At 71.9% G+C, this 24883-nt stretch carries 21 protein-coding genes, 3 tRNA genes, 1 other RNA gene and 2 pseudogenes; 14 read left to right on the forward strand and 13 right to left on the reverse strand.

Annotation, left to right across the window (positions count from 1 at the left end; all coding sequences use genetic code 11):
* Positions 1 to 158: 158 nt before the first annotated feature.
* Positions 159 to 1427 (reverse strand): HD domain-containing protein, encoded by a 1269-nt coding sequence (locus tag OV079_RS37290; RefSeq protein WP_267774367.1) that lies wholly within the window; start codon positions 1425 to 1427, stop codon positions 159 to 161.
* A 2340-nt stretch (positions 1428 to 3767) separates the two neighbouring features.
* Here OV079_RS37290 and OV079_RS59245 point away from each other — a divergent pair.
* The 4 genes and pseudogenes from OV079_RS59245 to OV079_RS37310 all read left to right on the forward strand — a co-directional run.
* Positions 3768 to 3848: pseudogene (locus tag OV079_RS59245) on the forward strand (hypothetical protein); the annotation flags it as partial.
* 153 nt (positions 3849 to 4001) lie between these two features.
* Entirely contained in the window at positions 4002 to 4400 is a 399-nt protein-coding gene (locus OV079_RS37300; protein WP_267774371.1) for a hypothetical protein, read from the forward strand.
* Positions 4295 to 4813: a tetratricopeptide repeat protein gene (locus tag OV079_RS37305; protein WP_420829568.1), complete on the forward strand. Its 519-nt coding sequence runs from the start codon at positions 4295 to 4297 to the stop codon at positions 4811 to 4813. Before OV079_RS37300 ends, OV079_RS37305 begins: the two co-directional genes overlap by 106 nt.
* 45 nt (positions 4814 to 4858) lie before the next feature.
* Positions 4859 to 4944, forward strand: a tRNA-Ser gene (locus OV079_RS37310).
* A gap of 127 nt (positions 4945 to 5071) precedes the next feature.
* Here OV079_RS37310 and OV079_RS37315 read toward each other — a convergent pair.
* Both OV079_RS37315 and OV079_RS37320 read right to left on the reverse strand, forming a co-directional pair.
* The gene (locus OV079_RS37315; protein WP_267706490.1) at positions 5072 to 5353 is read right to left on the reverse strand and encodes a hypothetical protein; all 282 of its coding nucleotides are present in this window, start codon (positions 5351 to 5353) and stop codon (positions 5072 to 5074) included.
* A gap of 18 nt (positions 5354 to 5371) precedes the next feature.
* A complete protein-coding gene (locus OV079_RS37320; protein ID WP_267774374.1) occupies positions 5372 to 7414 on the reverse strand; it encodes a thioredoxin domain-containing protein in 2043 nt (680 codons plus the stop codon).
* Positions 7415 to 7576: 162 nt separating this feature from the next.
* Between OV079_RS37320 and OV079_RS37325 the strand changes: the two genes are divergently transcribed.
* From OV079_RS37325 to ffs, 3 genes are all read left to right on the forward strand, one after another.
* A tRNA-Ser gene (locus tag OV079_RS37325) sits at positions 7577 to 7661 on the forward strand.
* A 50-nt stretch (positions 7662 to 7711) separates the two neighbouring features.
* Positions 7712 to 7796, forward strand: a tRNA-Ser gene (locus OV079_RS37330).
* A 20-nt stretch (positions 7797 to 7816) separates the two neighbouring features.
* Positions 7817 to 7912: signal recognition particle sRNA small type (gene ffs / locus OV079_RS37335), an RNA gene on the forward strand.
* A 94-nt stretch (positions 7913 to 8006) separates the two neighbouring features.
* Here ffs and gloB read toward each other — a convergent pair.
* From gloB to OV079_RS37350, 3 genes are all read right to left on the reverse strand, one after another.
* Positions 8007 to 8750 carry a hydroxyacylglutathione hydrolase gene (gene gloB, locus OV079_RS37340; protein ID WP_267774375.1) on the reverse strand — a complete coding sequence of 248 codons (744 nt, stop codon included), beginning with the start codon at positions 8748 to 8750 and terminating at the stop codon, positions 8007 to 8009.
* Positions 8751 to 8931: 181 nt separating this feature from the next.
* Positions 8932 to 9429 (reverse strand): hypothetical protein, encoded by a 498-nt coding sequence (locus OV079_RS37345; protein WP_267774376.1) that lies wholly within the window; start codon positions 9427 to 9429, stop codon positions 8932 to 8934.
* Positions 9426 to 10577: a hypothetical protein gene (locus OV079_RS37350; protein ID WP_267774378.1), complete on the reverse strand. Its 1152-nt coding sequence runs from the start codon at positions 10575 to 10577 to the stop codon at positions 9426 to 9428. The genes OV079_RS37345 and OV079_RS37350 overlap by 4 nt, the downstream gene beginning before the upstream one ends.
* A gap of 253 nt (positions 10578 to 10830) precedes the next feature.
* Here OV079_RS37350 and OV079_RS37355 point away from each other — a divergent pair, with 253 nt between their 5' ends.
* Positions 10831 to 11772, forward strand: coding sequence for a DUF4388 domain-containing protein (locus OV079_RS37355; protein WP_267774380.1), 942 nt, complete (start codon positions 10831 to 10833; stop codon positions 11770 to 11772).
* A 28-nt stretch (positions 11773 to 11800) separates the two neighbouring features.
* Positions 11801 to 12175, forward strand: coding sequence for a hypothetical protein (locus tag OV079_RS37360; protein WP_267774382.1), 375 nt, complete (start codon positions 11801 to 11803; stop codon positions 12173 to 12175).
* 46 nt (positions 12176 to 12221) lie between these two features.
* Here OV079_RS37360 and OV079_RS37365 read toward each other — a convergent pair whose 3' ends face one another.
* The 4 genes from OV079_RS37365 to OV079_RS37380 all read right to left on the reverse strand — a co-directional run bounded on the left by OV079_RS37365 (position 12222) and on the right by OV079_RS37380 (position 16877).
* Positions 12222 to 13004, reverse strand: a complete 783-nt coding sequence (locus tag OV079_RS37365; protein ID WP_267774384.1) for a TlpA disulfide reductase family protein — start codon at positions 13002 to 13004, stop codon at positions 12222 to 12224.
* Positions 13001 to 14239 carry an aspartate aminotransferase family protein gene (locus OV079_RS37370; protein WP_267774385.1) on the reverse strand — a complete coding sequence of 413 codons (1239 nt, stop codon included), beginning with the start codon at positions 14237 to 14239 and terminating at the stop codon, positions 13001 to 13003. The genes OV079_RS37365 and OV079_RS37370 overlap by 4 nt, the downstream gene beginning before the upstream one ends.
* Positions 14240 to 14280: 41 nt before the next feature.
* Positions 14281 to 15168 carry a tetratricopeptide repeat protein gene (locus OV079_RS37375; protein ID WP_267774387.1) on the reverse strand — a complete coding sequence of 296 codons (888 nt, stop codon included), beginning with the start codon at positions 15166 to 15168 and terminating at the stop codon, positions 14281 to 14283.
* Positions 15169 to 15392: 224 nt separating this feature from the next.
* Positions 15393 to 16877 (reverse strand): serine/threonine protein kinase, encoded by a 1485-nt coding sequence (locus tag OV079_RS37380; protein ID WP_267774388.1) that lies wholly within the window; start codon positions 16875 to 16877, stop codon positions 15393 to 15395.
* Between the two features lie 997 nt (positions 16878 to 17874).
* On the opposite strand from OV079_RS37380, the gene OV079_RS37385 reads away from it, so the two are divergent.
* The 3 genes and pseudogenes from OV079_RS37385 to OV079_RS37395 all read left to right on the forward strand — a co-directional run bounded on the left by OV079_RS37385 (position 17875) and on the right by OV079_RS37395 (position 19924).
* Positions 17875 to 18102, forward strand: coding sequence for a hypothetical protein (locus OV079_RS37385; RefSeq protein WP_224197245.1), 228 nt, complete (start codon positions 17875 to 17877; stop codon positions 18100 to 18102).
* Positions 18103 to 18680: 578 nt separating this feature from the next.
* Positions 18681 to 19588, forward strand: a pseudogene (locus tag OV079_RS59250) (alkaline phosphatase family protein); the annotation flags it as partial.
* A gap of 78 nt (positions 19589 to 19666) precedes the next feature.
* Positions 19667 to 19924 carry a hypothetical protein gene (locus OV079_RS37395; RefSeq protein ID WP_267778895.1) on the forward strand — a complete coding sequence of 86 codons (258 nt, stop codon included), beginning with the start codon at positions 19667 to 19669 and terminating at the stop codon, positions 19922 to 19924.
* Between the two features lie 39 nt (positions 19925 to 19963).
* On the opposite strand, the gene OV079_RS37400 is transcribed toward OV079_RS37395, so the two are convergent.
* Positions 19964 to 20548: a hypothetical protein gene (locus OV079_RS37400; protein ID WP_267774389.1), complete on the reverse strand. Its 585-nt coding sequence runs from the start codon at positions 20546 to 20548 to the stop codon at positions 19964 to 19966.
* A gap of 297 nt (positions 20549 to 20845) precedes the next feature.
* Here OV079_RS37400 and OV079_RS37405 point away from each other — a divergent pair, with 297 nt between their 5' ends.
* Complete coding sequence (locus OV079_RS37405; protein ID WP_267774390.1) at positions 20846 to 22045, forward strand: acetyl-CoA C-acetyltransferase; 1200 nt, start codon at positions 20846 to 20848, stop codon at positions 22043 to 22045.
* A 246-nt stretch (positions 22046 to 22291) separates the two neighbouring features.
* Here OV079_RS37405 and OV079_RS37410 read toward each other — a convergent pair whose 3' ends face one another.
* Together OV079_RS37410 and OV079_RS37415 are read right to left on the reverse strand one after the other, a co-directional pair.
* Positions 22292 to 22486 (reverse strand): hypothetical protein, encoded by a 195-nt coding sequence (locus OV079_RS37410; protein WP_267706467.1) that lies wholly within the window; start codon positions 22484 to 22486, stop codon positions 22292 to 22294.
* A gap of 130 nt (positions 22487 to 22616) precedes the next feature.
* The gene (locus tag OV079_RS37415; protein ID WP_267774391.1) at positions 22617 to 23342 is read right to left on the reverse strand and encodes a thiamine phosphate synthase; all 726 of its coding nucleotides are present in this window, start codon (positions 23340 to 23342) and stop codon (positions 22617 to 22619) included.
* 94 nt (positions 23343 to 23436) lie between these two features.
* Between OV079_RS37415 and OV079_RS37420 the strand changes: the two genes are divergently transcribed.
* Positions 23437 to 24783, forward strand: a complete 1347-nt coding sequence (locus OV079_RS37420) for a cytochrome ubiquinol oxidase subunit I (RefSeq protein WP_267774392.1) — start codon at positions 23437 to 23439, stop codon at positions 24781 to 24783.
* Positions 24784 to 24883 lie beyond the last annotated feature (100 nt).

The raw sequence follows: 24883 nt of genomic DNA on the forward strand, positions 1-24883 counted from the left end.
AAGCGCCGCTCGAGCGAGATAGCAAAGGTCGTTGTGGACAGGTTCAAAAGGCAATGTCTGATAGGTCCGGTCGCCGGGGACAGGGTCGCTAGGCAATGTCCGAGGAGTCATGGTGGATGGGACATGCTCGAGAGGCAAGGCTTGAAAGGACAGGTGTTTCAGGTCATGTCCGCGAGGGCAGCCGAAACGCGGGCGCGCAAGGCGGGCGGGAAGACGGCGCGGTGGTGGACGAAGCGCTCGCGGGCGAGGCCGCGGAGCAGCGGGGAGGCGTCGAGGAGGCGCTGGACGCGGCCGCCGCCGCGCAGGACCATGAGCGCCTCGTCGTCGGTGTAGGCGTCGATCTCGACGCGGTCGATGGCGCCGAGGTAGGCGGGCGCGACGCCCTCGGCGGCGAGCACCTCGGCGAGGCGGACCTCGGCGGCGGCGGAGTCGACCTGCGGGCCGAGCCGCAGCGTCTTGAAAAGGCGCCGGCCGACGAGGCCGTCGGCGAGGTCGCGCAAGACGGGGTCGGCGCTGCGGGTGTAAGCGGCGAGCGCCTCGGCGAGGGCGTGGTCGTCGAGGCGGAGGTAGTCGTGGACGTGGACGGGGCGTCCGCGCAACAGGTCCTCGAGGACAGGCGGCGTGCCGGGCTCGGGGCCGAGCTCGCACAGGCGGCGGAACAGGGCGCGGATCATCATCTCGGCGGCGCGCGCAGCCTTGTGCAGGTAGACCTGGCGGTACATGTAAAGGCGGGCGAGGAAGAAGCCCTCGACCGCGGTGAGGCCCTTCTCACCGTCGACGGCGAGCCGCGCGGAGGTCGAACCCTCGGGGACGTAGAGCCGCAGCGAGGCGAGCAGCCAGTCGACGTCGAGCAGGCCGTAGCGCACGCCGGTCATGTAGCTGTCGCGCATGAGATAGTCGCAGCGGTCGACGTCGAAGGTGCCGGAGACGGCGCGCGCGAGGTGACCGATCGGGCCCTGGCCGTGGATCAGCCGCTCGACGAGCGCCGGCGCGGTCGGGTCGAGCTCGGCGAGCACGCGGTGCACCTGCGTGTCGGGGTCGAGCAAGATGTGCGAGGTCCACACCTCGTGGCGCGGGGCGCCGGGGAGCACGGCCTCGAAGGTGTGGCTGAGCGGGCCGTGCCCGAGGTCGTGCAGCAACGCGGCGGCGAGGGCGACGTGGGCCCAGTGATCGTCGATGCGATCGTGCGGCGGGAGCTCCTGCGCGAGGGTGCGGACGCGATCGAGGTAGCGCTGCATGACGTGCATGGCGCCGACGGCGTGGGCGAAGCGCGAGTGCTCGCCGCCGGGGAAGGCGAGCGCAGCGAGGCCGAGAGCGCGGATCCGTCGCAGCCGCTGGACCTCGGCGCAGTCGAGCAGCCGCGTGACGAGACGGGCGGTGGCGCCGCTGAAGGAGATCAGGCCATGCACGGGATCGCGCAGGAGCATCGCGCGGAGCCTACTGCAGGCGCGGGCGGCTGGCGATCCGGCAAGCCCGGCAGGCCGGCACTCGAAGGCGTTGGCGGGCGGCGAGCGCGAGGCCCTGGGGCGGTTGCGGAGGGAGGCCGCGAAGGCGCGAAGGTCCCGGGAAGGCGATGAGCGCGAGGCCTTGGGGCGGAGGCAGGGGAGGCTGCGATTACGCGAAGGCCCCGGGAGGCGGTGAGCGCGAGATCCTGGGCTCGGCGCGACTGCGGAGGTAGGTCGCGCGCGCTCGCAGACGAGGAAAGGTTCACGTCGTGAATCAAGTCTCGCTAGCGCGCGGCGCCGACCTCGGCGGTCGGCAGGTGGGCTTCGGGCCCGAGGCGGCGTGTTATCCTGCGCGCCGTCGTTCATGGTCGATTCGCCCGCCACGCCGCCGAACTCGCCCGCGTGCCGCAAGTGCGCGTTCGTGTTCGAGGCGGGGATGACGTTCGAGCGCTGCCCGGATGCGGGACGCCGACGCAAGCGCCGCCCGAGGAGCCAGGGCGCGTGATCCTGCCGCGGCTGACCTCGCTGCCGCTGCCCGGCACGCCGATCGGCAGCATCCGCAAGACGCCCGCGAACACGACGCTGGAGGGGTTCTTCGTGCCGCCGACGCTGGTCGGCGATCGGCCCCGAGCGAGCGCAGCGACGCCGCGAGTCCGCCGACGTCTTCGCCGCTGCCCGAGGCCGGCAGCGGCGAAGACGACCTGCCCGCGCCGGTGTCGACGACGCGACCGTTCACGCTGCCGCGGATCACGGTGCCGCCGCGGGTGCCGGCCGTGATCGACAGCCGCGACCTCGAGAACAGCGCCGAGCTGGACCTGCCGCACCTCAGCGAGATGTCGCAGATCACCTCGCGCGCGGTGTCGCGGTCGGACGACGTCGATGTCGACCTCGCGGACATCAAGGCCGAGACGCGCGAGCTGCCGACGCAACCCGACGCGCCGCTGCCCCCGCCGCGGCCGCAGCTGCAGTCGCGGCGGGCGACGGTGGTGCTGACGCCGACGACGCCGGAGCCGGGAGCGCTGGCCTACGCGGGCCTGGTCGGGCTGTTCGCGGCGCTGGTGGCGAGCTTCGGGTTCTACTACGGCTACGGCCGCGCGCAGGAAGTGTCGCTGGTGGTCGGGTCGTACGCGGCGAAGGTGCTGTCCGACCCGGCCGCGATCCGCGAGCGTGACGAGCGGCTGGCGGCGCTGTTCGACGACGACACGATGGAGAGCTACCTGGCGGCGATGGCGGTCGCGGAGCAGACCGAGGACCCGCTGGGACGCGCCGAGGCGGCGCTGCGGATCCACCTGCGCTACGGGCCCGATCCGGTGCGCGCGGCCCAGGCGAAGTCGTGGCTGACCGCGAACTTCCCCCGCGACGACCTCCGTGCGGCGCGGATCCGGGCCCTCGCCGCGATCGCCGACGGCGACCCGGCGCTGGCGCAGAGGCTGCTGGCGACGGCCGCCGAGCCGGGGGTGCCGCTGTACCGCGGGCTGCTGGCGCTGGCCGCCGGCAACCACGCGGCCGCGGCAGACTATGCCTCGGAGGCCATGTCCTTACGGCCAGGTGATCAAGCGGCGCGATGGCTGATGTTCGCGACCGAGCTGGCGAAGGACCGCCGGGCGACGCTCGACGCGCTGCGCGACGCGGCCGATCGTCAGCCGCATCGGCCGGCGCTCGAGCTCCTGCTGGTCGACGCGCTGATCGCCCGCGGGCGGCTGGCGGAGGCGCGCAAGCGGCTCGAGGCGCAGGTGCGCGAGCCGGGGGTGAGCGACATGCACCAGGCGCGGGTGCTGGTGCGCCACGCCCGGGTCGCGGCGGCGTCGGTCGAGGTGTCGCGCAGCGTGTACCTGGCCGACGAGGCGATCAAGCTGGCGCCGCGCGACCCGGAGGTGGTGCACGGATCGCTGCGGGTGCTGATCGAGGCGGACGAGCTGGCGCGCGCGCAACAAGGTCTGACGGCGCGGCTGCGCGAGGCGCCGGACGACCTCGCGGCGCAGATCCTCCAGGCCGAGCTGGCGCTGCGCGCGAGCAACGAGAGCGCGGCCCTGAAGGCGATCGAGAAGCTCGCGGCCGAGACGCCGACGCTGATCGAGTCGACGTTCCTGCGCGGGCGCCTGGCCCTGCTCACCGGCCACGGCGACGAGGCGGCCGATCATTTCAAGGATGCCGCCAAGGCCGATCACGTCCGCGCGGCGGTCGAGTACGCCCGTCTGCGGCCCAACGCCGACGCCCTGTTGCTGCTCGAGGATCTGGAGGAGCGACGCAGTCGCGACCCGACCGAGAGCGCGCGCCGATCTGCGGGCGCTGGCGCTGGCGCATGCCAACGTGCTGGTCGAGATGGGCCGGCGCGACGCCGCGGTGGAGGTCCTGGACACGGCGCTGGCGCGCGACTGCGACGACAACGCGGCGCAGCTGCGGCGCGGGGTGCTGGTGATCGACACGCCGCGCAGCGACGCCGGCCGGGTCGACCTGCTGGCGGTCCACGAGCGCACCGGGGGGTTCGCGGGGCTGCTCGGGCCGCTGAGTCGCCTGTACATTCGGTCAGGTGACCTGCGGGCGCTGGAGGCGTTGGTGCAGCCGCACCTCAGCGACGTGCGGGCGCCGGACGAGGTGGTGCTGGCGATCGCGCGCCTGCGCCTGGCCCAGGCGGCGGTCGAGGCGGCGGAGTCGCTGACGGACCAGATCTTGCTCCGCTCGCCCGACTCGTGGGAAGGGCACCTGCTGAAAGCCAAGGTGCTGCTGGAGCGCGGCGAACCGGGGCTGGCGCAGGGCGAGCTGCGGCTCAGTCGGCCGCCCCAGCCGCAGGCCGACGTCGAGCTCGTGGCGGGCAAGATCGCCGAGCGCGGGGTCGCCTCCAGGACGCGCTGCCGGCCTACCGCCGCGCGCATCAGCTCGCGCCGACGCTCCACGAGGCCGGCTACCTGTACGGCCGCGCGCTGCTGCTGCTCGGGCGCGCCCAGGAGGCCGTGACCGAGCTCAGCGCGGTCACGCGGGCGACGGACGCGTTCCCGGCCGCGTTCGTGGCCCTCGGCCAGGCGCAGTTCGAGCGCGGCAACTTCGAGGAGGCCCGCCGGCAGCTGCAGCGCGCCGTGGCGCTGGCCCCGGGCCTCACCGAGGCCCACTACTGGCTCGGCCGCTGCGAACACGACCTGCAACTCGACGCCGAGGCCGCCGTCAGCCTCGGCCGGGCGGTCCGCGGCGCCGCGCCGGGGACCCCCTGGCTGCCCGACGCCCACCTGTGGCTGGCGCGCGCGGCCGAGGCCCACGGGGACGTGGCTACCAGCCGCACTGCGTACGAGGAATTCCTGCGCCTGGCGCCCGCGGCCGCGCCCGGCCGACGTGAGGCGGAGCGCGCGCTGGCCCGCCTGGTGCGCACACCTTGAGCCCTTTACGCGCGGGCCCGGCTTGTCGATACTCGCCACCCCGCCGGAGGAGTGGCCGAGCGGTCTAAGGCAGCGGACTTGAAATCCGCCGTGTCCGCAAGGGCACCGAGGGTTCGAATCCTCCTCCTCCGCTACTTTCGCGCTTCGTCCCCCGGGGACTCCGTAAAAAAGTGCATGTTCTGCAGGGCATGTTCGAGGACATGCCTCGCAGGACATGCTCAATCGGGCATGCCCGTGGGGACATTTTTTTAAAAGAAGTCAGTAGCGCGTGGGCGGCTTGCCGTCTTTGCTGCGCGGCACCCGACGCTCGAGCCGCTGCTCCCACTCGACGCCGGCGATCGGCACGACGTAGACGGTGGGGCAGACCAGGCGGCGGTCGGTCGAGCCGAGGCGGCGGGCCCAGTACTCGACGTCGACGACCTGGTACGGCACGTCGTCGATGACCACGACCTCGTGGATCCGCGGGACGAATTGCACGTCCTCGGTGGTCTCGGTGCGGAACAGCAGGCGGCCTTCGCAGGCGTACTCGACGTAGGGCATAAGTCGCGCCGCCCGAGTCTACCGCGAAGCCCCGCCCTGCAGCGCCGCCCGCAGCGCGTCGGGAGCGTGGATCGGGGTGCTGCAGACCTGGGCCCGGCAGACCAGCGCCGCCCGCGGACCCTCGGCTGCCTCGAAGCTCACGGCCAGGCGCGCGCGCATGCCCGGGCGGGCCGCGGCGACGGTGCGCGCGAGCTCGGCGACGGCCTCGGTCGAGGCGCCGCGCAGGGTGACGTGGGCCGCCTCGGGCGCCGCGAACTGCGCGGCGGCGATGAGGCTGGCGAACGCGAAGGGCTGGCGGATCGCCGCGCCCTGCCGTTGCAGGCACGCCTCCGCGGCCGCGCGCGCCCCCGCCGGAGCGACGCCGGCCAGGTCGAGCCGCAGGAGCACCTCGACCAACACCCCGAGGCCGCTCGGGATCGCCGAGTCGTGCTGCGACTCGGTGCGCTCGATCAGCCGCTCGGCGTCGTCGGCGGTGACGTAGAAGCCGACGCCCCCGGCCACCGCGTGGTGCGCCAGCGCGTAGCGGGCCAGCTTGGCCGCGGCGTCCTGCCACGCGAGCTCGAGCGTGGCCTCGTGGAGGTCGAGGCAGGCGCGGGCCAAGAACGCCACGTCCTCGAGGTAGCCGCGCGTGTGCACGACGCCGTCGAAGTCGACGCGCATGACCTCGCCGTGGGCACCGACGTGGGCGTCGAGCAGCCGGCGCGCGGCCGCGGTCGCCAGCGCGAGGCACCGCGCCTGCAGCTCCGGCTCGCCCCACTGCTCGGCGGACGCGGCGGCGCGGGCGAGGCCGGAGATCAGGAGGCCGTTCCAGGAGGTGAGGATCTTGTCGTCACGCAGCGGCGGGATGCGCTGGTAGCGGGCCTCCAGCAGCCGGGCGCGCAGCGGCGCGAGGCGGGCCTCGAGCGCGGCCTCGGTCATGCCGAGGGCCTGGGCGATCTGCGCCGGCGGCTGGGCGAAGTGGAGGATCGACATGCCGTGCTCGAAGTTGCCGCGCGGGTCGACGCCGTAGACCGCGGCGAAGAAGGCCGCGTCGTCGCGGCTGCCGAGCACCTGCTCGAGCTGGGCGGGCGTCCAGCAGAAGTACTTGCCCTCGACGCCCTCGCTGTCGGCGTCGGTCGCGGCGTAGAAGGTGCCCGCCGGCCCGCGCATGTCGGCCTCGAGGTAGGCGACCGTCTCGCGCACGACCCGGCGCAAGAACCCGTGCTCCGGCCAGCGCAGGCTGGCGTCGGCGTACAGCCCGAGCAGCAGGGCGTTGTCGTAGAGCATCTTCTCGAAGTGCGGCACCAGCCACACGCGGTCGACGGCGTAGCGGGCGAAACCGCCGCGGAGGTGGTCGTAGATCCCTCCGCGCCACATCTTCTCGAGCGTCAGCAGCAGCTCGTCCGAACCTGTCCCATCGACCCTGTTCTGAAGCATGAGAACTTCGAGACAGGTGGCGTTGGGGAACTTGGGCTGGCGGCCGAACCCGCCCCACTCCGGGTCGAGGCGGGCGAGCAGGTCGCGCGCGGCGGTCGCCAGCGGCTCGGGCCCGACGATCGCGCCCTCGCCGTCCTGCCCGCCGGCGGCGAGCTCGCGGATGCCCTCGAGCAGCTGCTCGGCCTGGCCCTCCACGTCGTCGCGGCGGTTCTTCCACAGGTCGGTGAGCGCGAGCAGCAGCTGGCGGAAGCTGGGGCGGCCGTAGCTGGGGACCGGCGGGAAGTAGGTGCCGCCGTAGAACGGGCGGTGGTCGGGGGTCAGGAACACGGTCAGCGGCCAGCCGCCGCCCTGGCCCATCAGCAGCACGACCTTTTGGTAGATCTCGTCGATGTCGGGCCGCTCCTCGCGGTCGACCTTGATGTTGATGAAGTGGGTGTTCATCAGCGCCGCGGTGTCCGCGTCCTCGAAGGACTCGTGGGCCATGACGTGGCACCAGTGGCAGGCGCTGTAGCCGACCGACAGCAAGATCGGCTTGTCCTCGCGGCGAGCGCGCTCGAGCGCCTCATCGCCCCAGGGGTACCAGTCGACCGGGTTTTCCGCGTGCTGCCGGAGGTAGGGGCTCTTGGATTGCGCGAGGCGGTTCATGGCCGGTCTGGAGTGTGCGTGGTCCTCGCCCGGGCGCCGGCCCCCCGGTGTGCGCCGTTCCTCACGCCCGACCTCGTCCCAGGTCCCTCAAAGCCGCCCGCTCGCGGCGCTCGAGAGCTGGACCCTTTTAGAATTTCTGGTAATGTCCGCGCCCCGCCACCTGGAGAGGTGTCCGAGTGGTCGAAGGTGCCAGACTCGAAATCTGGTGTGGCGAAAGTCACCGTGGGTTCGAATCCCACCCTCTCCGCAAACTTTTCTCCGAGACGACGCCCCACAGCCCAGCAAACCAGAACACCCGGAGAGGTGTCCGAGTGGTCTAAGGTGCAAGATTGGAAATCTTGTGTGGGGCAACCCACCGAGGGTTCGAATCCCTCCCTCTCCGCACCGGCCTCAACAACCGGCACTTATGCCCCGAGCGACGGCTCTCTCGTAAACCCCGCCAGGACCGGAAGGTAGCAACGGTAGCGAGAGAACGGGTGCTCGGGGCGCTTTTATTGGGTCTGCGTCGAGTCGCGGCGAGCTGAGCTCCGGCTTGCGAGAGATTCCAGGCGCTCGGGATCGTCTCGAAGCCCGCGTGTCGCCTGAAGCAGCCTCAGCCGCGGAACTCGTCCTTGGCCCGCCGGCGCGCCGCCAGCTCCTCGACCGAGTCCGCGCGGACGAACGGGTTGGTGGCCCGCTCGTCGGCCACGGTGGTCGGCGTCGTGCGGCCCGGCAATCCGTCGGCTCGCTCGGCGACCGCCCGGTTGTCGGGCTCGACCGCCGCGGCGAAGCGCAGGTTCGCCGCCGTGTACTCGTGGCCGAACCACAGCTGCGTCGACGGAGGCAACGCCGTGAGCTGCTGCAGGCTCATGTGCATCTGCGCGGGAGTCCCCTCGAACAGCCGACCACAACCGGCGGCGAACAAGGTGTCGCCGGTGAACACGTCGTCGGGCTCACCGCTCTCGCCGACCAGCCGCCAGGCGATCGCCCCTCGCGTGTGCCCGGGGATGTGCAGCCCCAGCAATCGCCGCCCCGCGAGCACGAGGCCGGTGTCCTGCCACGCGTCGGTGCCAGCCTCGACGAACTCGGTCTGCCGGGGGATCCGCCCGCGATCGCTGGCGTGCCCGGCGACCCACACGTCCCCGTCTTCACCGACGAGCTCGTCGATGCCGCCGACGTGATCGTGGTGATGATGGGTGGCGAGGATCCCCCGCAGCCGCCCGCCCACCGCCGCGATCGCCCGCGCCGGCGGGTCCGCCTCCGAAGGATCGACGAGCCAGACGTCGCCCGTGCCCGGATCGCGCAGCAAGTAGGCGTAGTTGTCGCGCAGGCACGGGACGGGCTCGATGGTCAACACCCCGTTGTCTTAGCGGAGCAAACCCGCGAGCTCAAGTCGACATGCCCCTTGAGACAGATTATCTGTCCTTCAAGACATATCCTTGCGACGCCGGCTCTTGCTGACGCAGTTCGGTCGTCAGATCGGCCAGAGGCGCACGGCCATGCTCGTGCGCCCCCGGATGAGAGCCAGGTGCTCGAGCTCAGCGGCCGCGACCGCCGCCCCCGCTGAAGCCTCCGCCGCCTCCGCGACCGCCTCCGCCGCCGCCCCCGCCGCCGCCGCTGAAGCCTCCGCCGCCCCCGCCGCCGAAGCCGCCGCCTCCGCCACCACCACCGAAGCCGCCGCCTCCGCCGCTGCTGAAGCCGCCCCGGCTGCCGCCGAAGCTGCCGCCGCCGCCGCTGAAGCCTCCGCCGCTCGAACCGCCGCTGCTGAAGCCGCCCTGGCTGCCGCCGCTGAAGCCTCCACCGCTGTAGCTCGGACCGGTGCCCCGCGAGCCGCCCCAGCCGCCGCCGTCGCCGAACGAGCTGGTCGCGCTGCGCGGACCGCCGCGCGAGCCCGAGGTCGCCGGCACGTAGGTCGCCTGCGACGACGCGAACCCGCCGCCGCTGCTCGGCCGCGCGGCCCCGGCCGCCATCGTGCCCCGCTCGCCGCCGCCGCTGCCTCCGGGAGGCGCGTAGGTCGGGCGGTACGTGGCGCTCATGCCACCCGCGGTCTTGAGCTGCCGGCCGACAGATTACCTGCCCCCGGGGCCATGTAACCGCGACCGCCGCCGCTCGCCTCGCCGCCCGGCCGCGCGCCGCCCGACAGCGGCATGCTCGGATAGCTGGCGCTCGCGCCCGCGACCGTGCGCGTGCCGCTCGAGGTCCACGCACCCGGCCCCTGAGGCGAATGCGTCGGGCGCGAACTCGGAGCCGCGAGGTTCGACGGACCCGCCGCCTGACCGCCCGGGCCGAGGCCGCCGCGCCCGCCCTCGGGCGCCGCCGCGAGCCCACGCGGCCCGCTGGCGCCCAGACCACCGCCCTGCGGACCGGCGGCCAGGTCGTTCGGCCGCCCCGACGGGCCCAGGCCGCCGTTGTTGCCGTTCGGCCGGCCGAGCTTGTCGCCGAAGCCCTGATTCCCCGGCGTCCCGGTCGGGCCGCCCTGCGACGCGTTCATCGTGTGCCGCGTGCTGCCCGTGGGCCCGCCCTGGCTCGGGGTGGTGTGCCGCACCGAGCCCGGGTCTTGCGGGTAGTAGTTGTAATAGTACGACGGCGGCATGCCCCACGCGTGGTAGCCCCAGTAGCCCGGGCCGCCCCAGTACCAGCCGTTGCCGTAGAAGCCCCAGCCGTACGAATACGGCACCCACGGGTAGTAGTAGTTCCACGCGTACACCAGCGGCGACGGCGGGCCCCAGTAGTACACCCAGTTGTTGTAGTAGGGGCTGTAGTAAACGAAGTTGCCGTTGATGTTGTAGTACCAACGATTGGACCACCACACGCGCGGGTAGGTCTCGATCGCCTCGGGGTACGTGTGCACGTACGTCACGACCTTGACCTGCTGCCCGTCGCTGAGCGTCTCGGTGCCGACGAGCCCCGGCGGGTTCTCGATGTTCGCCTCGGTCTGCGCCGCCGGATCGACCGGCGCCTCGCCCGGGATCGCGTAACCGTTGGCCTGCGGCGCCCCCGTCGGCGTGGCGTAGGCCTGGCTCTGCACGTACACCGTCTCGTAGGCCGCCGGCGAGGCCGCTACCGAGCGCGGGATCTCGTCCGGATGGACCGCTCCGGCCCCGACGTTCCGCGTGCAACCGCCAGCGAACGAAAGCACGAGCGCCAGTGCGCTCACGGGGCCGATCCAGGGACGCTTGTTCATGACCGTGACTCCACCTCGGCGAAGATGTCGAGGTTGACGCCTAGCCTAGCGTTTATTGGCAGGCCGGGCCACGAAGGGGCGCCATCACCGCCCACGGTCGCGGCAGCGCCGCGCGAAACGTATCGTGCCGACAGCGAGCCGTGTGCGCCGTCACGGGTCCTGCGCCCCCGACCCCGCGTCCTGCTTCCCCTCATCCGCCACCGCACAGCGTTGACGTGGGTGTGGCTCCAAACCTATGCTCGAGGGTGCGCTCATGAGTGCGGAAATTCACGTCCTCAAGTTCCTGACGGGCAAGTACAAGGGCGAAGAGTTTCCCCTCGACGCCGACAAGGACCACTACATCGTCGGCCGCAGCAGCGAATCGGACCTCGTGCTCGCCGACGACGCCGTGAGCCGCAAGCACGCCCGCTTCTTCGCCGAGCGTCAGCGCGTATGGGTCCGCGATCTCGGCTCGCGCAACGGGGTCCACGTCAACGGCAACCTCATCCAGCGCCACTGCCTGCGCGCCGGCGACCGGATCTCGATCGGCGGCAGCCTCATGAGCGTGGTCGTCGCCAAGCCGAGCCAGGTGGGCGCCGCCCCCCGCGCCGGCGAGAAGAAGCACCGCGCGCCGACCACGGTCGACTTCTCCAACCGCTCGATGACCGGCAGCATCGAGGAGATCCCGCTGGTCGACGTGCTGCAGTGGCTGGCGGCGAGCCGCAAGACCGGCACGCTCAACGTCCGCAACCTCGACACCGTTCAGACCGGCCGCGTCTACCTCCGCGACGGCTACGCGTTCTCGGCGACGATCGACAAGAGCGCCGCGGCGCTGCTGCCCGAGAAGGCGCTGATGCGCATGCTGGCGTGGAAGCGCGGCACGTTCGCGCTCGAGAACGCCGCCCCCGAGCAGGCGCCGGCGCAGGAGATCCGCAGCGCCATCGAACACATCCTGATGGAGTCGGCGCGCCAGCAGGACGAGATCCTCCACCTGGCCGAAAAGACACCCGTGCCGACCTACGGCGTGGAGGTGTCGCTGGTCCAGCCGTCGCCCGTCCGCTGGCACACCCTGCCGCCCGAGCAGCTCGACGTCGTGCAAGACCTCGCCGAGGGCCGGAGCTGGTCATTCATCCTCGACTCGTACCCGCAGGACGACCTCGCCCTCACCAAGCTGATCGTCGAGCTGCGCAAGAAGCGAGTCGTCGAGTACTCGTGAGCCCGACGCGGGCGCGACCATCGTCCGCATGCGCCCGGCGCAGCTCACAGAATCTCTGGCGGCCGCGAACGCTCTGCTGGAGACGCACCCGCTGGCCGCGCCGCGCGTGGTCGCGGTCGACGGCGACCTCCTCGTCCTCGAGGTCCATCACTGCGAGGGGCCACCGCCCGCGCTGCCGGCCTTCGGCAGGCTGTGCTTCGTCGAGCCGTCGTACGTGCAGATGCCGCTCCGCCTCGAGTGGGGTATGACGCTGCAACTGTTCGACGGTGACGTCGCCAATCTTCTGCCGTCGCTCTCGTCGGGACCGATCGCCGACGCGCACGTGTTCGTGCTCCGCGCGCACGACGGCAGCAACCCGCCGGCCTTCATCGTCGCCGCGGCCCTGCGCGTCGAGACGGCCTGACGCGCGCACCGATCCGCCGCCAGGGCAGCGCCCCCCAGCGAAGGCGCTACCGCTTCTTCTGCTCGAGGCTCGTGCGGATGTCTTGCTCGATCCGCCCGATGCACTCCGGCTTGTAGCTGCGGTACGAGCCGCGGATCTTGCCCGTGTCGTCGATCACGAACGAGAACGGGAAGTTGGGGCTGTCGTACTGCTTGGCCAGGTCTTCGCCGCCGAGCGCCAGCTTGGCGGAGATCTTCCGCTCCTTGGCGAACTCGAGCACCTTCTCCGGCTCGGTGTCGGTGGCGATGGCGACCAGCACCGCGCCGCTCTTCTTGTAGTGACGGACGAGGCGGTCGAACTCGGGCAGCTCCTTGAGGCACGGCTTACACCACGTGCCCCAGAAGTTGAGCAGCACGACCTTGCCGCGCAGGCTCGCCATGCTGATGTCCTTGCCCTCGGGCGTCTTGAGCGCGAACGGCAGCGCGTTGGTGCCGACGCCGGCGTCGCGCCCGCACGACTCGTCGACCTTGGCGTGCAGCGGCGCCGGCAGGGCGCTCGCGGCCGCGGGCTTGGGCTCGCCGCTCGCGGGCGTCGGCTCGGCGGTCGGCGCCGGCTCGCTGGCGGCCACGACCTCGTTCGGCGGCGTGCCGACAGCCGGCGCCGGCGTGTCGCTCGCCGGCGCCTCGGGCGTCTCGCTCGCGGGCGCCTCGGTCTCCGGCGCGGGCGCCTCGGTCTCCGGCGCCGCCGTCGACTCGGGGGCCTCGCTGGCCTCGCGCTTGCACCCGAGCGCGGGCGCGAGCAGTGAGATGGCCATCAGGACATGTACTTTAGAACATTGCTTGAAGGTCATGTTGCCTCGGACTCGAGCGAGCGGCTGATCGCGCGCCACACCTCGCGCAGCTCGTCGGGGCCCGCGCGGTAGGGCAGCAGCAGGCGGATCGTGTGACCGCCGCAGACGGTGACGAGGACGCCGTGGTCGCGCATCATGCGGTCGCCGACGGCGGCGCCGAGCTGCTCCGCCGGCTTGCCGACCTGCACGCCGATCAGCGCCCCGTGGCCGCGGATCTCCTGGACCCGCGCGCACGGCTCCTCGCGCGCTATCGCCTGCAGCGTCGGCAGCTGCGCCCCCGCGGCGGCGAGCAGGCCGTCGCGCTCGAGGATGTCGATGCTGGCGAGCCCCGCGGCGCAGGCGAGCGGGTTGCCGCCGAAGGTGGTGCCGTGGGTGCCCTTGCCCATCGCCTGCGCCAGGTCGCCGCGGGCGAGGCACACGCCGATCGGGAACCCGCCGCCGAGGGCCTTGGCGATCCACATCAAGTCGGGCGCCAGCGCCGGGTCGTCGCCGACGATGTGCGCCCACGCCGACCACGAGCCGGTGCGCCCGAAGCCGCACTGGACCTCGTCGGCGCCGACCAGCGCGCCGTGCTCGCGGCACAGGCCGTGCAGTCCGACCAGGAACTCGCGCGTGGCCGGGTAGACGCCGGCCTCGCCCTGGATCGGCTCGAGGAACACCGCCGCGATCGCGGCGCCGTGCTCGGCGAAGGTCCTGCGCAGCGCGTCGAGGTCGCCGAACGGCAGCCGCAGCACCCGCGCGGTGGCGAACGGCTCGGCGGGCTCGCTCTCGCCGAGGCAGCGCACGTACGGGTGGCGGTAGGCGGTGTTGGCGGTGCAGGCCAGCGCCCCGAGCGAGCGGCCGTGGAAGGCCCGCTCGAACGCGACGATGGTGTTGCGCCCGGTCGCCCGCAGCGCGACCTTGATCGCCGCCTCGGTGGTCTCGGTGCCGGTGGTGGCGATGAACGCCCGCGCGTCGGGCACCGGCATGCGCGCGACGATCTCCGCCGCGAAGCGCCGCTGCGGCTCGGTGCTGAACGAGTTGGCGGCCGCGCTCAGCCGCTGCATCTGCGCCGTCAAGGCCGCGACCCACCGCGGGTGCGCGTGCCCGAGCGGCGCACAGCCGACGCCGTTCACCGCGTCGAGGTAGACGCGACCGGCGCTGTCGCGCACGCGCAGCGAGCCGCGCTCGTCGGGCACCGCTTCCTCGAGGACGAGGTCGCGGAGGGCATAGGTCGGCCACCGGAGCTCTTGCATGGGGTGAGTCATGGCAGCCCGGGCGCGCCGGTGCAAGCGCCTCAGAACGTGAGCTCGACGGTGGAGCCGAGCCAGCGCAAACCGGCCCGCGTCGCCACCGGCCGGCGCGCACGCTCGCGGCCCAGGGCGATGCCCAGCGCCAGCGCGGCCACCCCGACCGCGGCCGACACCGCGATCGCCACGTTGGTCGCGTCCTGCAGCGCGAAGAACGTGCGATAGAGCCCCTGCTTCTCGCCCTCCTCGCACAGGCCGTCGCACCCGGCGTGGGCGCGGTCGCGGGCCACGAGCACGCGCGAGCCGAGGATCGCCACCGTCACCCCGCCCGCGAGCGCCAGCGACGTCGTGGTCCAGAAGCCCGCCCGCAGCCCCTTGAGGCGCCGCGACTCCTCCGGGACGAGCGGCCCCGCGGGCGGCTTGACCGCGGGAGGCGGCCGCACCTCGGGCCGCACGAACCCCGGGAACACGATCGTCACCGTCCCGCCGGCGCGCACGTCGGCGCGCACGTGCTTGCGCTGCCCGGGCGCCTCGCCGACGAACTCGACGTCGAGCGGACCGGGGAGCGTGAGCCGCGGGAACGCGTCCTTGTCGACCGCGTCGCCGTTGATGCGGATCTCTCGGATCGCCTCCGGACTGTCGACCTGCAGCAGCACCTCGCCGAGCCGCTGCCGCAGCTGCTCGCTGCGCTCGAGCGCGGTGACGCGGTGTTGATCCTGCGTCTCGGCGTGCTCGAGGTAGTCGCGGTACGCCTGCAGCGCGGCGACCAGGTCGCTCGCGCGGTCGAGCGACAGCGCCTTGTTGTAGGCCGCGTTGATCGACCACGCCGCCGCCAGCGAGCGGTCGAACGCCTGCGCGGCCTCGGCGTAGCGGCGCTCGCTGTAGTGCTGCTTGCCCTCGCGGAAGTACACCAGCGCGGCCGCCTGGTCGGGCACCGGCGCCGCCGCCTCCGGCGAGCCCGGCGCCTCGTTCTCCGAAGAGGGCGACGGAGCCGGCGAAGACCCCTCCGAAGGCGATGCCGGCGCGACCGACTCCCCCGACGAAGCAGACGACGCCGTCGGAGCGACCGGCTCCTGCGCGCGCGCGATGACCGGCGCGAAGGTCAGCTCCGCGGCGCAGAGCACGGCCACGGCTCCGCGCCATCGCGACGGGCCGCGCCTCATCCGCCACCCTTGACGGGGCTGAAGATCGGCTCGTCCTTGAGCTCGCTCTCCTCGCCCTTCTCACTCTTGCTCGCGGGCGTCGGCGCGGTCGCGCCGGCCGGGTTCTTCGCGCTCGGCGGCTTCTTCTTCGGGCTCGCCAGCGTGTTCGTCACCGGCGTGATCGCCGGCACCGGCGTCGGCGTCTCGGGCTGCAGCTCGACGATGAAGTTCTGGTTGTCCATCGGGATCAGGCTGCGCTTGCTCGGCTTGTAGCCCTCGTGCGTCACGGTCAGCTGCAGCTGCACCTGATCGTCGTAGGGCACCACGAGGCGCAGCGGCGTCACCTGCCCCTCGATCTGCGGCGCCAGCGCGGCGAGCACCGACTCGGGGCCCTTGTCGATCGTCACCGTCGCCCCGACCGGGTCCGTCTGGAAGAACCACACCACCGTCGCCGGCCGCGGCGGCTGGGCCTGCGGCTGCGGCACCGTCGGCGCCGGCGCGGCCTTCGGCTCGGGCTGCGGCGGACTCTGGCGCGGCAACACGAACAGCAGCAGCACCGCCGCCACGCCCGCGCCCACCAGCGGCAGCGACAGCCACAGCAGCCACGGCCGCCGCGTCGGCACGACCGCCAGCCGATCTGTCGGCGAGGACATGTCGTCCGGGACAGGTACGGCCCCGCGCGGCTCGGCCAGCACGCGCGTCTGGGTCTGCTCGTCGGCGGCGGCGGGCGGCGGCGACAGCTCGGCGGCCGGCAGCGGCGCCGAGCCGATGTGGGCCGACCGTCCGCGCAGCTCGCCGCGCGAGGCGCCGCGGATCGCCGCCATGCGGTACTTCGCCTGCTCCGCGAAGTGGTGCCGCATGATCGCCCCCAGGGCTCGCCGCGGCTCGCTGGTGTCGCCGCACTCGCGCAGCAGCGCGCGGATGTCGGCCAGCATCGCCTCGGCGCTCGCGTAGCGCTCCTCGGGCGTCGGCGCCAGCGCGCGGCGCAGCAGCGCCTCGACCCCGGGCGGCAGGTCGGGCCGGAACTCGCGCAGCGGCGGCACCTCGCAGCGCATCACGTTCTCGAGCGTCTCGGCGTCGCCTTCGCCGGCGAACAGCCGCCGGCCCGTCAGCATCTCCCAGAAGATCACGCCGAGCGCGAACAGGTCGGTGCCGGCCGACAGCGGCTTGCCGCGGGCCTGCTCGGGCGCCATGTACGCCAGCTTGCCGCGCAGATGGCCGGTGTGGTTGCTGTTGCGCAGGCCGGTCGCCTTGACCAGGCCGAAGTCGACGATCTTGGTCCAGCCGTCGAAGTTGACCATCAGGTTCTGCGGCGACATGTCGCGGTGGACGAGCCCGTAGGGCCGGCCGTCGGGGTCGCGCAGGCCGTGGACCGCGACCAGGCCCTCGCACGCGTCGGCGAGGACCTGCAGGGCCACCGCCAGCGGCAGCCGCTCGTCGGCCGGACGCAGCTGGCGCAGCAGCGCCGACAGCGTCTCGCCGTCGATGTACTCGAGGACCATGAAGTAAAGCCGGAGTCCTCGCCGAGGTCGAGGATGCCGGCCACGTGCGGGCTGTGGATCCGCGCCGCGATCTTGGCCTCGTCGAGGAACATCCCGACGAACTCGGGCTCCGCGGCGAGGTGCTGGTGAATCACCTTGATGGCGACCACGCGTTCGAAACCTGCGGAGCCCGTGGCGCGTCCGAGGTACACGGTCGCCATGCCGCCGTGCCCCAGCCGCTGCACGACCTCGTAGCGGCCGATCCGCTGCAGCGCGTGCAGCGAACCGTCGCCGGGTGGCGGCGGCGCGACGTCGGCGTTGCCGCGAGGCAACACTTTCGTCTCGGGTTCGAGCTCCATGGTGCGGACCGACGAGGGCACGGTGCGAACACCCCCGAACAGGGCGATGGTGGCACGATACGTCAATCCCCGGGTGTGATCACGTCCGCGGTCCCGAGCCCTCGCTCACCGCCGCCGCAGTGAACGGTGAGGCCGACGAAGCCCGCATACCACGCAACCCGTGGGTCACCTCGACGTTCGCCGACGACTTCGTTCCTGAGGCCGCGTAGGTGCCCGTCGGCGATGCATCCTCGGAAGATGCCGAGGAGCCTGAACCTCCGCAGCTGCGGAAGGTCAGAATTCGCACCTGTTCATGGCGGCGATTTTTCTGTATTTCACATCACGGTGCCCGGTGTTTGGCCGTGCATTCGATGCGAAATTGCCCCTTGCTGCGGGGCTTCTGGCTAGGTTAAAATAGCTGAGGAGATCTCCGAGATCTCTCCGATTACAGAAAATATCTGTGATCCACCATGCTCGAACTCGACTGATTCACCAATGAGAACGAGCCTCACGGAGATCCGGTTCTTCTAACGATATCCTATACTTGACTGTCATGATGGCAGCCTCTACCGGGTTGCGCCTCTCGCGCATCCTAGGGCAGTGTGGAATGGGCCTTGCGTGCGGAGAGCGCTTGACGTAGAGGCTGGAGAGCAGGAGCCACCAGGCGAAGGGAGGACAGCATGGCGAAGCGACAGACCCGCAGGAGCATCTCGGTCAAGGGCATCACCTATCAGCGGCTCAAGGACTATTGCGAGTCCACCGGCCTCAGCGTCAGCGGGTATCTCGAAGAGATTATTGCGGAAAAATTGGATGCGGCCGGCGTGCCGGTACCCACCGTCGTCAAGCCCCGCCCCACGGCCAAGCTGATCGAGAACGAGGACATCGTCTCGCAGCACTTCACCTTTTAGCGCTGCGCCGTCGTCGCCGACCCTTCGCCCCTGCTCGAGCGCGCGCGACGACTCCCTTCGCGCGGCGCCGCGCTCGCCGCCTCCCGACGACACGCGGTCGCGACATCTTCGCGTAGCTCCAGCGAGCGGCCTCAGCGGGCCTGTCGGTCGGCGGATCGAGGCGGTAGTCTCGCCGGCGAATGACGAAGAAGTACCTGCGGGCCGCCCGTACGCGGTTCTCCCGACGACGCGCGCTGCAGACGATCGGCGCGCTCGTCGGCGGCACTGCGTTCGGCTGCGGCGACGACGGCAGCGGGCCCAGCGGCGCCACCGACGGCGGTTCGACCGATCCATCGACCGGCACCACGACCACCGGCGGCGACGTCTCGAGCACCACTGGCGTGCCGACGACGTCGGGCGGCAGCGACAGCGACACCGGCAGCACCGGCTCGAGCACCACCGGCGACGACACCACGACGACGACCGGCGACGACAGCACCGGCGAGTCGACCACCGAGTCGCCGGTCAGCGAGTGCGCCAAGAGCGATCTCAGCCCCGAGGAGCTGCTCGCGGGCATCGAGCACGTCGTCGTGCTCGTCATGGAGAACCGCTCCTTCGACCACTACTTCGGCTCGCTCGATTTCCTCGAGGGTCGCGTGGTGGACGGCCTGAACGGCGACGAATGGAACCCGAGCATCGGCCTCGGCGACGTCACCGTCTTCAAGCTCGACGAGTTCCAGCCGCAAGATCCGCCGCACGAGTGGGACGAGTGCCACACGCAGTTCAACCTCGGCGACTGCAACGGCTTCGTGTTCGAGAACGAGAAGAAGAACCCGGGCTACGGCGAGCAGGTCATGGGTTACCACGTGCGCGAGCAGATCCCCGTGCTCTACGCGCTGGCCGACAACTTCGCCCTGTGCGACCGGTGGTTCTGCTCGGTCATGGGCCCGACTTGGCCGAACCGCTACTACGTCCACGCCTGCAGCTCCGACGGCGGCAAGAGCAACTTCCCCTCGCCCTTCTTGCAGACCCTGTGGCACGCCTGCGACGACGCCGGCGTATCGAGCCGGATCTACTTCACCGACGTCCCGTGGGTCGCGGGCGCCTTCCCGCTGGTGCCGACGGTGTGGGGCAAGCTGGCTGACGGCATCGACGGCTTCAGCCTCGACGCGCTGACGAACCCCAACGACCTCGACCGCTTCTTCGCCGACGCGGCCGCCGGCGCGCTGCCCAACTTCACGATCATCGACCCCGGCTTCACCTCCAACGACGACCACCCCGACCACGACATCCAGCTCGGCCAGATCTTGATCGGCGCGATCTACAAGGCCCTCGCCGAGGGTCCGGGTTGGAGAAGACCCTCTTCATCATCACCTACGACGAGCACGGCGGCTTCTACGACCACGTCCCGCCGCCGACCACCGTCGACGACGAGCCCGAGTTCACCCAGATGGGCTTCCGCGTGCCCTCGCTCGTCATCGGCCCGCGCGTGCGCAAGGGCTGCGTCGTCAGCACTCAGTTCGAGCACTGCTCGATCGGCGCCACCCTCATGCGTCGCTTCGGCATCGCCGCCCTCAACGACCGCATGGCGACCGCCAACGACGTCTCGTCGTGCATCAACCCCGAGTACCTGAGCGACCCGCAGCCGGGTCCGCCGATCCCGCTCGTCGACGTCTCCATCGACCAGATCACCGCCCGTGTCGGTCGCACGACCAGCCAGCACGAGCTTTTCGACCGCCTCGGCGTCCAGCTCGACGAGAACTTCCGCGCCCGGCAGGTCGCCGCCACCCTCCGCCTGCTCAAGCACGCCGAGCGCCTCGGCGTCGCCCGCCTCCGCGCCTGACCCTCGGGACATCTTCTGTGAGCTGTCCCCGGGGACAGCTCACAGCTCGCGCCAGCCGCCGCGCCTTCGCATCTCGAACGCGCCGAAGCGGACGTCGAGCACCAGCTCGGCCGCCAGGTACGGGTACCAGCCCTGCATCGTCACGCCGACGCGGCGGGTGCCGAAGCGCAGGTGCAGCCCGCCGCCGAGGCGGTCGCGGACCACGAAGGCCGTGCCGTTCTGGAGGTCCTCGCCGGTGAGCAGCGCCTGCGCCTCGCGGCCGCGGGCCCAGCCGATGTCGAAGCCGCCGGTCAGCCACGCCTGCGACAGGCTCACGCTGGCCATCAGGTACTGCGCCTTGCGCTGGAACTCGATCGTCATCGGGTCGCCGTCGTCGCGCGTCGGCGGGTACAGCACCTGCTGATAGAACGCCCCGACCTCGAGCAGGCGCCCGCGCCAGAACGCCACCGCCGCCTTCGGCGACCAGTTCGGCCGCACCTGTCCCGGAAGCCAGTGTGCGGTCGCCCCGAGCGTCACGTGGTCGAACAGCCCGAGCTGCAGCTCGACGCGATAGATCTCGGGCAGCCCCAGCGCCACGCCCACCCCGATCACGCCGTGATCGAGGTAGCGGACCGAGCGCGCCACCGGACGAGTGAGGTACCGCCGCAGCCTCTCGCGCGCCGACGGGCGCGGCGGGGTCGCGCTCGCGGGGGTTTGCGGAACCTCAAGTCGCTGCAGCGTCGACTTCGGCGGAGCGACGGACACGCTGCCGAGCGCGGGCGCCGGCTCCGGCGTGGACGGTGGCGCGGGCGAGGCGAGCAGCGTCGAGGCCGCGATGACGATCGAGAGCAGCAACCTCCGTGATTGAAGCGCAAACCGTGAGGATGCTCAACCTTTCGCGGTCTGCACCCCTCCCGCATACTTCGAGCAACGAGCCCACGTATGACCAAGAAGCCACTCTCTCGCGCCATTCACATCGTCGCGGCCAAGCGCACGCCCTTCGGCACCTTCGGCGGCGCGCTGAAGGACTTCACCGCGACCGACCTCGCCGTGGTCGCCGCCAAGGCCGCGCTGCAGGCCGGCGGCGTCAGCCCCGAGGTCGTCGACACCGTGGTGTTCGGCAACGTCGCCCAGACCTCGGCCGACGCGATCTACCTCGCGCGCCACGTCGGCCTCAAGAGCGGCGTCCCGATCCCCGTCCCGGCGCTCACCGTCAACCGCCTGTGCGGTTCGGGCTTCCAGGCGGTCGTCAGCGGCGTCCACGACATCCTCGCCGGCGACGCCGAGATCGCGCTCGTCGGCGGCTCCGAGAGCATGAGCCAGGCCCCGCACGTCGGTCGCGGCCTGCGCTGGGGCGCCCGGCTCGGCGTCGACCTCAAGCTCGAGGACAGCCTGTGGACCTCGCTGACCGACCCGTACGCCGGCTGCTCGATGGCGATCACCGCCGAGAACCTGGCCGAGAAGTACGGCATCAGCCGCGCCGAGTGCGACGCCTACGGCTTGCGCTCGCAGCAGACCTGGGCCGCCGCGCAGGACGCCGGCCGCTTCGCCGCCGAGCTCGCGCCGGTCGAGATCAAGTCGAAGAAGGGCCCGGTCCAGTTCGCCGTCGACGAGCACCCGCGGCGCGACGCCAACCTCGACAACATGGCCAAGCTGCCCGCTTCCTTCAAGAAGGACGGCGTCGTCACCGCCGGCAACGCCTCCGGCATTTGTGACGGCGGCGCCGCGCTCGTGCTCGCCAGCGAGGAGGCCGTCAAGCGCCACAACCTCACCTCGCTCGCGCGCATCGTCCAGTGGCACGTCGCCGGCGTCGAGCCGACGATCATGGGCATCGGCCCGGTCCCGGCGATCCGCGGCGCCCTCGCCCGCGCCGGCCTCGCCCAGAGCGACGTCGACCTGTTCGAGATCAACGAGGCCTTCGCCGCCCAGTACCTCGCCTGCGAGAAGGAGCTCGGCCTCGACCGCGAGAAGACCAACGTCGACGGCGGCGCCATCGCCCTCGGCCACCCGCTCGGCGCCTCGGGCGCTCGCATCACCGCCCACCTCGTCCACGAGCTCCGCCGCCGCTCCGGCCGCTACGCCGTCGGCGCCGCCTGCATCGGCGGCGGCCAGGGCATCGCCCTCGTGCTCGAGCACAGCTGAGTCACCTGTCGCAAGGACCATGTCCCTTGCGACATGCTCCGACGCGCATGCTCCCAGGGCCCTGTCCGCGAGGACAGGGTCTTTCGTTCATGCGAGCCCCGAGCCACGAACCCCGCTTCGCGCCCATGTAGGAGCCGAGGCGACGGCCGCCCGCGCGTGAAAGCGCGAGCGCGAGCCAGCGGACCGAGCTGTCGGCGAACCGCGGCGACGCGCCAAGCGAGCAGCGCGAACCCGCTCGAAACGGCGCTAGACGGCCAGATAGACCTGCACGCCGACGAGCACGCCGAGGCCGAGCAGGATCAGAAGCGGCAGCCGGGTCTCGAGCCCCGAGCGGTCGTCGACGTCGCCGAGCGGCCGCACGTGCAGGGGGCCGGTGCGGACATGGCGACGCGCCACGAACACATCGACCACCTCGCGACCGGGCTCGGCGGACGTCGCCATGCGACGCACTGCCCTACCCGCCGTATCGCCCGCTAGCTGCACCCTTCTGTGATGCCCCCGATCGGCCGCCGCCGCAAGTTCGCGGCACGACCGCCGGTCTGTGCGTCAGCGATCGGGCGGCCCGCTCGCCTTACCGGCTGGACGGCTGACCGAGCGCGTCAATCGCGTGCCGGATCGCCGTCGCCAGCTCCGTCGCCCGCGCGCGGACCTCTGCCTGGGTCGAACCCACCAGCGCGCCGATCATCGCCGCGCCGGCCGCTCCCGCCCGTGCGCACCGCAGCGCCTCCTCGGCTCCGAGGCCGCCGATCGCGACCACCGGGTGCGGGCTCATCGCGCACGCCTGCTCCAGCTCCTCGAAGCCGACAGCGGGCTCCTGCGCGAGTTTGGAGCGGGTCCGCAGGATCGGTCCGAAGCCGATGTAGTCGACGTCGAGGCTCGCCGCGTGCAGGACCTGGGCCCGCGTGTGCGTCGACAGCCCGATCAAGAAGCCCGGCGGCGCGGCGCGACGCAGCTCTGCCAGCCACTCGGACCACGGCCGGTCACCTGTCCGCTCCGCCATGTCCTCTTGACCCAAGTGGACCCCGTCGGCCGCCGCCGTCGCCGCCTCGACGTCGTCGTCGACGATCAGCAGGGCTCCCGCCGCGCGGACCATGGGCGCCAGCTCACGCACCAGCCGCCCGCGCTCCGCCGCGTCGGCCTGCTTGGCCCGCAACTGCACGATCGTGGGAGCTTTCTCCGGACCGATCTCCATGACCCCGAGCAGCCCGGCCAGCGCCGCCGCCGGCGCGAGCCCACCCGCGTGCGGCAGGTCGAGGATCGCGTACAGCCCTCGCCACGCCGGAACTCGCGCCCGCATCTCGTCGGCTTAGCACCTCGCGCCGACCGTGCACAAGCCCGCGACATCCTGCCGCCTCGACTCCCGACCGGTCGTACTCTTGAACCGAGGCACCATGACCGACCTCCTCGCCGCCCGCGCCCAGATGGCGATGTCGCTGGCCTTTCACATCCTGTTCGCCATCGTCGGCATGGCGATGCCGCTCCTGATGGTGATCGCCGAGCGGCTGCACCAGCGCACCGGTGAGCCCATCTATCGCGAGCTCGCCGAGCGATGGTCGAGGGGCACCGCGATCATGTTCGCCGTCGGCGCCGTCTCGGGCACCGTCCTCTCGTTCGAGCTCGGCCTCTTGTGGCCGCAGTTCATGGCCTTCGCCGGCCCGATCATCGGCATGCCCTTCTCGCTCGAGGGCTTCGCCTTCTTCCTCGAGGCGATCTTCCTCGGCATCTTTCTCTACGGTCGCGACCGCGTCTCGCCGCGCGTGCACCTGCTGTCTGGCGTCATGGTCTTGCTCGCCGGCACCGCCAGCGCCGCCTTCGTCCTGTGCGCCAACGCCTGGATGAACACCCCGACCGGCTTCACCGGCAGCCCCGCCGGCGGCGTCACCGGCGTCGACCCGTTCGCCGCCATGTGGAACCCCGCCGCCTTCAGCGAGGTGCTGCACATGACCTGCGCCGCCTTCGCCAGCGTCGGCTTCGCGGTCGCCGGCATCCACGCCGCCATGCTGCTGCGCGGCGTCAGGCCCGAGCTCCACCGCCCGGCCCTGAAGATCGCCCTCGTCGTCGGCGCCGCGTTCGCCCTGCTCCAGCCGATCACCGGAGACGTCGCCGCCAAGCACGTCGCCGAGTATCAGCCGATCAAGCTCGCGGCGATGGAGGGCCACTGGGACACCGAGCGCGGCGCGCCCTTCCGGATCTTCGGCTGGCCCGACGAGCAGGCCGAGGAGACCCGCTGGTCCCTCGAGGTCCCGTACCTCCTCAGCTTCCTCGCCCACGGCGACCCGCACGCCGAGGTCGTCGGCCTCAGAGACTTCCCGCGCGACGAACGGCCGCCCGTCGCCGTCGTCCACGTCGCCTTCCAGATCATGGTCGGCTGCGGCCTCGCCATGATCGCCGTCGCCGGCCTCGGCGCTGCGTTCGCGATCCGCCGCCGCGAGCTGCCCGACTGGTACCTGCGCCTCCTCGTCGTCAGCGCCCCGCTCGGCGTCATCGCCATCGAGGCCGGCTGGACCGTCACCGAGGTCGGCCGCCAGCCGTGGATCATTCAAGGCATCCTGCGCACCGCCGACGCGGTCACGCCGACGCCTCACCTCGTCATCCCGTTCCTCGCCTTCACCGGCCTCTACGTCCTCCTCGGCGTCACCGTGATCGTCCTCCTGCGCCGCGTCGTGTTCGCCGCCGACCGCAAACAACCTGTCCCTTCGGACACCCACGAACAGCTCCCCACGGAGGCGCCGCGATGATTCCCTCGCAGCCACCTGGCGAAGTGCCCCGGCGGGCTCGCGGTCGCGGGCGCTGTTCACGACCTGCACCTCAAGACATGCCCCATCGGCCATCCAAGGA

Source organism: Nannocystis pusilla (assembly GCF_026626665.1).
Lineage (GTDB): Bacteria > Myxococcota_A > Polyangia > Nannocystales > Nannocystaceae > Nannocystis > Nannocystis pusilla.

Excerpts from the sequence above, each read along its gene's own strand:
- OV079_RS37355 (WP_267774380.1), top strand. The coding sequence starts at position 10,831 with ATGAGTGCGGAAATTCACGTCCTCAAGTTCCTGACGGGCAAGTACAAG.
- OV079_RS37420 (WP_267774392.1), top strand. The coding sequence starts at position 23,437 with ATGACCGACCTCCTCGCCGCCCGCGCCCAGATGGCGATGTCGCTGGCC.
- OV079_RS37415 (WP_267774391.1), bottom strand. The coding sequence starts at position 23,342 with ATGCGGGCGCGAGTTCCGGCGTGGCGAGGGCTGTACGCGATCCTCGAC.
- OV079_RS37320 (WP_267774374.1), bottom strand. The coding sequence starts at position 7,414 with ATGAACCGCCTCGCGCAATCCAAGAGCCCCTACCTCCGGCAGCACGCG.
- OV079_RS37405 (WP_267774390.1), top strand. The coding sequence starts at position 20,846 with ATGACCAAGAAGCCACTCTCTCGCGCCATTCACATCGTCGCGGCCAAG.
- OV079_RS37370 (WP_267774385.1), bottom strand. The coding sequence starts at position 14,239 with ATGCAAGAGCTCCGGTGGCCGACCTATGCCCTCCGCGACCTCGTCCTC.
- OV079_RS37385 (WP_224197245.1), top strand. The coding sequence starts at position 17,875 with ATGGCGAAGCGACAGACCCGCAGGAGCATCTCGGTCAAGGGCATCACC.
- OV079_RS37395 (WP_267778895.1), top strand. The coding sequence starts at position 19,667 with ATGGCGACCGCCAACGACGTCTCGTCGTGCATCAACCCCGAGTACCTG.
- OV079_RS37345 (WP_267774376.1), bottom strand. The coding sequence starts at position 9,429 with ATGAGCGCCACGTACCGCCCGACCTACGCGCCTCCCGGAGGCAGCGGC.
- OV079_RS37290 (WP_267774367.1), bottom strand. The coding sequence starts at position 1,427 with ATGCTCCTGCGCGATCCCGTGCATGGCCTGATCTCCTTCAGCGGCGCC.
- OV079_RS37350 (WP_267774378.1), bottom strand. The coding sequence starts at position 10,577 with ATGAACAAGCGTCCCTGGATCGGCCCCGTGAGCGCACTGGCGCTCGTG.
- OV079_RS37315 (WP_267706490.1), bottom strand. The coding sequence starts at position 5,353 with ATGCCCTACGTCGAGTACGCCTGCGAAGGCCGCCTGCTGTTCCGCACC.
- OV079_RS37360 (WP_267774382.1), top strand. The coding sequence starts at position 11,801 with ATGCGCCCGGCGCAGCTCACAGAATCTCTGGCGGCCGCGAACGCTCTG.
- OV079_RS37380 (WP_267774388.1), bottom strand. The coding sequence starts at position 16,877 with ATGGTCCTCGAGTACATCGACGGCGAGACGCTGTCGGCGCTGCTGCGC.
- OV079_RS37365 (WP_267774384.1), bottom strand. The coding sequence starts at position 13,004 with ATGACCTTCAAGCAATGTTCTAAAGTACATGTCCTGATGGCCATCTCA.
- OV079_RS37410 (WP_267706467.1), bottom strand. The coding sequence starts at position 22,486 with ATGGCGACGTCCGCCGAGCCCGGTCGCGAGGTGGTCGATGTGTTCGTG.